The sequence below is a fragment of the Halochromatium salexigens genome (genome assembly GCF_016653295.1).
GTDB classification, from domain to species: Bacteria; Pseudomonadota; Gammaproteobacteria; order Chromatiales; family Chromatiaceae; genus Lamprobacter; species Lamprobacter salexigens.
In genome coordinates, this window is the sequence record NZ_NHSF01000051.1 from 138,132 (window position 1) to 144,786 (window position 6,655).

The 6,655-nt window shown below is 62.9% G+C and carries 6 protein-coding genes and 2 pseudogenes; 3 read left to right on the forward strand and 5 right to left on the reverse strand.

The window, feature by feature from the left end:
* Together CCR82_RS18625 and CCR82_RS07925 are read right to left on the reverse strand one after the other, a co-directional pair.
* Positions 1-712: pseudogene (locus tag CCR82_RS18625) on the reverse strand (GTP-binding protein); the annotation flags it as partial.
* 154 nt (positions 713-866) lie between these two features.
* Positions 867-1,601, reverse strand: coding sequence for a DUF1826 domain-containing protein (locus tag CCR82_RS07925; protein WP_201244838.1), 735 nt, complete (start codon positions 1,599-1,601; stop codon positions 867-869).
* Positions 1,602-1,710: 109 nt separating this feature from the next.
* Between CCR82_RS07925 and dksA the strand changes: the two genes are divergently transcribed.
* Both dksA and CCR82_RS07935 read left to right on the forward strand, forming a co-directional pair.
* Positions 1,711-2,124, forward strand: coding sequence for an RNA polymerase-binding protein DksA (dksA, locus tag CCR82_RS07930; RefSeq protein ID WP_201244839.1), 414 nt, complete (start codon positions 1,711-1,713; stop codon positions 2,122-2,124).
* A gap of 10 nt (positions 2,125-2,134) precedes the next feature.
* Positions 2,135-3,202: a CobW family GTP-binding protein gene (locus CCR82_RS07935; RefSeq protein ID WP_201244840.1), complete on the forward strand. Its 1,068-nt coding sequence runs from the start codon at positions 2,135-2,137 to the stop codon at positions 3,200-3,202.
* Positions 3,203-3,256: 54 nt separating this feature from the next.
* Here CCR82_RS07935 and CCR82_RS07940 read toward each other — a convergent pair whose 3' ends face one another.
* From CCR82_RS07940 to CCR82_RS07950, 3 genes are read right to left on the reverse strand one after another with little or no spacing between them, the layout of a single operon-like run.
* Positions 3,257-4,516 carry an ABC transporter permease gene (locus CCR82_RS07940; RefSeq protein WP_201244841.1) on the reverse strand — a complete coding sequence of 420 codons (1,260 nt, stop codon included), beginning with the start codon at positions 4,514-4,516 and terminating at the stop codon, positions 3,257-3,259.
* A 3-nt stretch (positions 4,517-4,519) separates the two neighbouring features.
* Positions 4,520-5,209 carry an ABC transporter ATP-binding protein gene (locus tag CCR82_RS07945; RefSeq protein WP_201244858.1) on the reverse strand — a complete coding sequence of 230 codons (690 nt, stop codon included), beginning with the start codon at positions 5,207-5,209 and terminating at the stop codon, positions 4,520-4,522.
* Between the two features lie 42 nt (positions 5,210-5,251).
* Positions 5,252-5,800 carry a DUF2796 domain-containing protein gene (locus CCR82_RS07950; protein WP_201244842.1) on the reverse strand — a complete coding sequence of 183 codons (549 nt, stop codon included), beginning with the start codon at positions 5,798-5,800 and terminating at the stop codon, positions 5,252-5,254.
* Between the two features lie 492 nt (positions 5,801-6,292).
* On the opposite strand from CCR82_RS07950, the pseudogene CCR82_RS07955 reads away from it, so the two are divergent.
* Positions 6,293-6,655 (forward strand): annotated as a pseudogene (locus CCR82_RS07955) (hypothetical protein); the annotation flags it as partial.

Genomic DNA, 6,655 nt, shown 5'->3' on the forward strand with positions numbered 1-6,655 from the left:
TCGCCGCGCGCTCGAAGTCGAAGCGCCCGGTGCCTACGAGCTCGGCCAGTGGCACCTGACCGAAGTGCGCGTCCAGGATCTCGGCATGACGGTTGAGTTGGCGCAGGGCATGACGCAACCGCTCGCGTTCATGCGGGCTAATCAGGTCGGTCTTGTTGATCACGATCACATCGGCGAACTCGACCTGATCCACCAGCAGCTCGGCAAGGTTGCGCTGATCCTCCTCACCGAGCGATTCGCCACGCTCGGCCAGCTCATCGGCGCGCTCCAGATCGACCGGGAAATGGACCGCATCGACGACGGTGACCAGGGTATCCAGGCGCGCCAGGTCGGACAGACTGACACCCTGCTCATCGCGGAAGGTGAAGGTCTCGGCGACCGGCAGCGGCTCCGAGATGCCGGTCGACTCGATCACCAGATAGTCGAAGCGTCCCGCCCGCGCCAAATCCGCGACCTCGAGCAGCAGATCTTCGCGCAGGGTGCAGCAGATGCAGCCGTTGCTCATCTCGACCAGCTTCTCCTCGGCGCGGTTCAGGGTGACCTCCTTGCCCACCAGATCGGCGTCGATGTTGACCTCCGACATGTCATTGACGATCACGGCGACGCGACGCCCTTCGCGATTGTTGAGGATGTGGTTGAGCAGGGTGGTCTTGCCCGCGCCGAGGAAGCCGGACAAGACCGTCACGGGAAGCCGCGCATCAGTCTCTTGCATGGGGATGGGTTCAGCATTCATTCAGGGGTCCTACGATCAAAGGCGGGTTTCACCCGTCGGGCGCAGCGGGATGCTCGGATATCGACCTTGGCTCCGCCTGGGCTCGAGAGAGAGGATGGAAAAGACGGCGCGATCAGCGGTCCTTGCCAAGGCATCAGGCATCGAGGCAGAAGAGCACCCGCAGGTCGTCCGGTGGCACCGCAGGCGAGCGATGCACCTGGCCGCGGCCGGCATTGCCCGGGAAGCACTCGCCCTTGAAGAGGCCGACCCAGAACGGCTGCAGCGCGCGCGGTTGGCTGCCGTGCTGGATGACCTCGTTCGGCTGGCGATTCGCGAGCGCCGAACGGTCGATCTCCTCGTTCGGTAGCCACTCGGTGCCGAGTCCGCGGTAGGTGCAGAGCAACCGCAGGCCCGTGCGATCGACGTGGAAGCGTGGGCAGGAGACGCGATCAAGCGTTTCGACGCGGGCCGTGATCGGGCGTGGCCCGAGCGTACGCTTGACCAAGCCATTGAACAGCTCGGCCAGCATGGCCATGTCCGCCAGCCACCAGCCGAGGCCCGCCGGCTCGACGGCATGCTCCTGCAACAGGTCTTGTAGACGCGCCATACACTGCGCTTGCGTCTCTGTTGAGCCCAACGCAATGCGTCCGTTCAGAAGTCGCTCAGTTGGCAAACCGGCGACCGCTCGCTCGATCTTGGGATCAAACCCCCGCCGCCAGAGCGCAAGGCTGATCCTCGGATCGCCGATGTGGTCAAGCTGCTGCGCATCGTCGACCAGGATCACGCTGGTGAGCGGCGGCAGCCGTCTCGGCGCAGCGGATTCGAAACGGGACTCCGATGCGACGGGGCCTTGCGGTGTCGCGAGGTCGTTGAGCGCCATGGCAGTCATGCAGTCTCCCCTCCAGCCAACCAAAAACAATAATGCTATAACATAACTTTTCGAAAGCCAAACCTTGCCGCTTATGAACGCTGAACCCTTGGTCGCAGAGACCCAAAACATGGCACCAAACGACGCGCAGTCGATCGCTGATGAGGACTACATGAGCCCACGCCAGCTGGCGTACTTTCGCCAAAAGTTGCTCAACTGGCGCGAAGCGCTCCTCAACGAGGCGCAGGCGACGATCGATCAGCTGCGTGACGACAGCCATCGCGATGTCGGCGATGAGATCGATCGCGCGAGCCGAGAGGCAAGCCAGGCGCTCGAGCTGCGCACCCGCGACCGGTATCGCAAGCTCGTGATAAAGATCGACGAGGCACTCGCGCGCATCAACGATGGCAGCTACGGGTATTGCGAGGAAACCGGCGAGCCGATCGGGCTGGCTCGGTTGCAGGCGCGGCCGATCGCGACGCTGTCGGTCGAGGCCCAAGAGCGCCGGGAGCTGCGTGAACGCCAGGCCAACCTGAACTACTGAGACCACGCCGATGACATCACCCCACCTTGAAACAGCGCTGACGCCGGTGACCCTGCTGACCGGCTTCCTTGGCAGCGGCAAGACCACGGTACTCAACCAGCTGGTCCGCCAACCCACCCTCGCCCGCACCCTGGTCATCATCAACGAGTTCGGCGAGATCGGTCTCGATCATCTCCTGATGAGCCGGGTCGCCGACGACAACATGATCGAGATGAGCAGTGGCTGCCTGTGCTGCACCATCCGCGGCGACCTGGTCGAGACACTGCGGGATGCGCACTGGCGCTACCAGGTCGGCGGCGAGCCGCGATTCGATCGGGTCGTGATCGAAACCACCGGAGTGGCTGATCCGGCGCCGATCATCCATACCCTGATGAGCGTGGGCGCGATCGCGCGTCGGTATCGTCTCGATGGCGTCGTGGCCACGATCGACCTGACCAGCGCCGAGGCGACGCTCGATGCCCAGCCGGAAGCGGTCAAGCAGGCAGCGATGGCCGATTGTCTCTTGCTGACCAAGCGCGATCTTGTCGACGCGGAGCAGGCAGCGGCGCTCGAGCAGCGCCTGCAGCGCATCAACCCGGCCGCGAGGCGTCTTGAGGCGCGGCACGGTCAGGTCGCCGCCGCCGACATCCTTGGACTGGGGCTGTTCAGCACCAACGCCAAGATCCCCGATGTGGCCCGCTGGCTGAATGAGGAGGCGTATGCACAGGCGCACGACCCCCATGCGAGCCATTCCCATCACGGCCATGCGCACGATGTGAATCGGCATGATGATCACATCCAGTCGTTTGCTATTCTCGTCGATGAACCGATCCCGGACGCCATGCTCGATGCCTGGCTGGATCTGCTGCTCGCGATGTGCGGTCAGGACATGCTGCGTATCAAAGGCATCCTGAACGTCCGCGGCCGCACCCAGCCCATCGCGATCCACGGCGTGCAGCATCTGTTCTATCCACCCATCGAGCTACCGGGCTGGACGAGCGAAGACCAGCGCTCGAAGCTGGTGTTCATCACGCGCGATGTCCCACGCACCGTCATTGAGGAGACCTTGGAGGCGTTTCTCGCTACTTGGCCTGATTAGCGCAGCATTCCCAGGCGGTACGTCGATGCATTAGGGTTGCCGCCGACGCTTGCGCTAGATCCGCACCGCCAAGCCATCGGCCAACGACAAGCGGTAAGCCCGATAGCTGGGGATGCTGCCGACCAGGAACCCTGCAGCGATCACGGCGCCGAGCAGGCCCCACTCGTAGGGTGTCGGCCCGCCGATGGGGACGAAGATCCCGAATCGACGCTCGATGAGCGGCTGTCCCGCGATCAGCGCCAGGTAGAGCAAGGCCATGCCGGACAGCACGCCGAGCAGCGTGAGAAACCCTGCCTCGCCCATGATCAACGCGAACACGTGTCCGGGTCGCGCGCCGACCGAGCGCAGGATGGCCATCTCCCGACGTCGCTCATTGAGACTGGTCAACAAGGCGGTCAGCATGCCGAATAGGCTGACCACGACCACGAAGGCCGAGACGATCAGCAACACGTTCTCGGCGACGCCGATCAGATCCCAAAGCTGGCTGAGTGCCACGCCGGGCAGGATCGCCAACAGCGGTTCTTCAGGGTATTCGTTGACAAAACGTTGGACCTGAAAGGTCGCAATCTTTGATTCGAGTCCCACCAGAAAGGCGGTAATCGCCTTTGGGGTCAGATCCATCGCCCGGGCCTGATCGGCTGAGATCGACAGGCCGGGGATCGGTGCGCCGCTCTGCCAATCGACGTGGATGGCCTCGATCGCCTCGAGACTGACATGGACGGTGCGATCGACCGGCGTCCCCGTTCGCTCAAGGATGCCCAGGACACGAAACGGCTTGTCGTCGTGTTTGGCGAAGCTGACCTCGCCGGCGCCATGAGCCACGATGATCGCGTCGCCGATCTGATAGCCCAATGTGTCCGCGACCTCGGCACCGAGCACGGCATCATAGAGATCAGAGAACGGCTGTCCTTCCTCAAAGCTCAGGCGGCGATCGCGCCCGTAACGGTAGTGCTCGAAGTAGGCTTCGGTGGTCCCCAGGACCCGAAACCCGCGATGGGAGTCCCCGAGCGAGATCGGCACGGTCCAGGCGACCTTGGGATGGGCGGCGATGTCCTGGTAGCTCTCCCAAGAGAGGTTGTTGGTGGCATCGCCGATGCGGAAGACCGAGTACAACAGGAGCTGCACCGGTCCGCTGCGCGCGCCGACGATGAGATCGGTGCCAGACAGGGTATTGGCGAAGCTCGCCCGCGCCTCGGTGCGCAGCCGTTCGACACCGACCAGCAGGGTGACGCTCAGCGCAATGGACGCGAGCGTCAGCAACGCTGTAAAGCGTCGATTCAACAGGCTCTTCCACGCTAGGGACAGGATGGCCATGACTTAAAGCGAGCGATTGACGACGGCGAGATCGATGGCCCGATCGAACAGGTGCTCCAGGGAGGCGTCGTGGCTGACGAACACCAGCGTCGCGCCAGACGCGCGGCACTCGTCGAACAGCAGCCGGATGAACGACTCGCGTCGATCCGCATCCAGCGAAGAGGTCGGCTCATCGGCGATCAGCAGCTCCGGTGAGCCGATCAACGCGCGAGCAGCCGCCACGCGTTGCTGCTGGCCGACACTCAGCGTTGTCACCGCCCGCTGATGGAGATCAGCCTGATCCATGTCGAGGTGTTGCAGCAACCGTCGGGCCTCCGCGTCCAGGCCCCTGCCCCGCGACCGGGCCTTGGTGCGGCGCCTCGCCGAGAAGCGACAGGGCAGGGTCACATTGTCGAGCACCGAGAGATACGGAATCAGGTTGAACATCTGAAAGATGTAACCGATGTGATCGGCGCGAAAATGGTCTCGCTCGACACTGCCGAGCTGCTCCAAGGCCTGGTCGATGACGCGAACCGAGCCGACGGCCGCGGTCGTCACTCCCGCGATCAGGCTCAACAGCGTGCTCTTGCCACTGCCGCTGGGACCCTTGATGAACAGACGCTCCCCAGCGGTGACCGTCAAGTCTTCGAGCGCCAGCACCAAGGGTGCGCTCGGCTGCCAGCGGAATTGAAGCCCTTTGATGTCGATGACCAACTCGCCGACCTCGGATGATTCAGGAAAAGCCTGGTCCACAGTCTAGAACCTAACGACGTGATCCTTTGCGGTCAGCGATGCGGCCCCTTGTTTGCGCTCGATCACGTACTGGACCTTAATCTCCTCCATGCCTGGAAAGGCCTCGAACACCTCAACGGTCAACCGCCTCAGCGTGTCTGGGGCCTCGCACTCGAAGTGGTAGGCGGCCTCGATGTCCGAATGGGTCTCGCCCGCGTGATCATGTTCGTGCTCCTCGCTCTCGTTGTGCGCATGCCCGTCATGGTTATCGTGCTCCCCGTCGAGCATTTCGGAGGTGACGGTTACCGTCTCCATGCGGCAGCCCGCGTCGGCGTTGAAGCGGAAGAGCGTGTCGCCGTCTTCGAGTGTTGCAACTGCCTTGTCCAAGGCTGCATGGTCGTCTGGGGATGAGGGTGCGTGCTCGAAGCCAACGATGTTGGCCGCCGGACTACCGAGCTCGATCTGCACCTCATTGCCTTCGAGTGCCAGGTTTAGCGCGGCGACGCCATGAACGTGCGCTCCATGCCGGCGATGCTCGTGGTCATGCTCCACTGCCAAGGGCGTACCCGACATCAGCCCAGTCGCCAGCGCCAGTATCGGTAGAATCGGTAACGATCGGTGTCGGTCAAGATGCATCGTGCACCCCAGTTGTGAGATTGGCCTCGACAAATGTATAATGATATAATATAACTTTTTGAAATGCCAACTTGTCTCAGCTTGACCACCTAGCGCTGATCGCACTGCGACGAGCTGAGACTCATGCAGACCTTGCTGTCCGAGGTGTTGCCGCATCGACTGTTCACCCGCTGTCACGCTGCACTCGGAAGAAGGGTAACCACATAAAGTAATGAGAACGATTTACATTTGTCGCGTATTCCTGTAAACTCAACGACCTCATCGGCCTAAGCGAGATAGCGCGCTAGAGCCCATCACCCTGTCTCGAGAAGACCGCTCAAGAGCTACCCAGAGCAGCTCGCCGGCGAGGCGATACCGCTGGAATCCAGGATCATCGCCGTCGCCGACAGCTTCGACGCCATGACCTCCAATCGGCCGTACCGCCAGGGGATGACCCTCACCGCCGCCATCGACGAGGTCTCCCGACACGCGGGAGCGAGCACGGCCTACGGCGGCATCTATATTGCTGCGTCGCTCGTGTGGCTGTGGGCCGTCGAGGGCACCCGCCGGCCCGATCGTTGGGGCGGCCTCGGTGCGGCGATAGAGCAGATGACGGCGCGCTGGCGCATCCTTTCCTCAATAAAGCGGCAGCGCTCTCCTTTCCCGGCAGAGTGTTTGCGTCTCGCCCCAGAAACACATACAATTCCACATATATGTATTGCGAGGGCAGCGACCATGGGACAAGTGACCATCTACCTGGAAGACGAGCTCGAGGCCCGGATGGCGGCGGAAGCCGAGGCCCGAAAGCTCTCG

What these genes read in the sequence shown, in the direction of transcription:
- CCR82_RS07925 (WP_201244838.1), bottom strand. Translation starts at nt 1,601, where the DNA reads ATGACTGCCATGGCGCTCAACGACCTCGCGACACCGCAAGGCCCCGTC.
- dksA (WP_201244839.1), top strand. Translation starts at nt 1,711, where the DNA reads ATGGCACCAAACGACGCGCAGTCGATCGCTGATGAGGACTACATGAGC.
- CCR82_RS07935 (WP_201244840.1), top strand. Translation starts at nt 2,135, where the DNA reads ATGACATCACCCCACCTTGAAACAGCGCTGACGCCGGTGACCCTGCTG.
- CCR82_RS07940 (WP_201244841.1), bottom strand. Translation starts at nt 4,516, where the DNA reads ATGGCCATCCTGTCCCTAGCGTGGAAGAGCCTGTTGAATCGACGCTTT.
- CCR82_RS07950 (WP_201244842.1), bottom strand. Translation starts at nt 5,800, where the DNA reads ATGTCGGGTACGCCCTTGGCAGTGGAGCATGACCACGAGCATCGCCGG.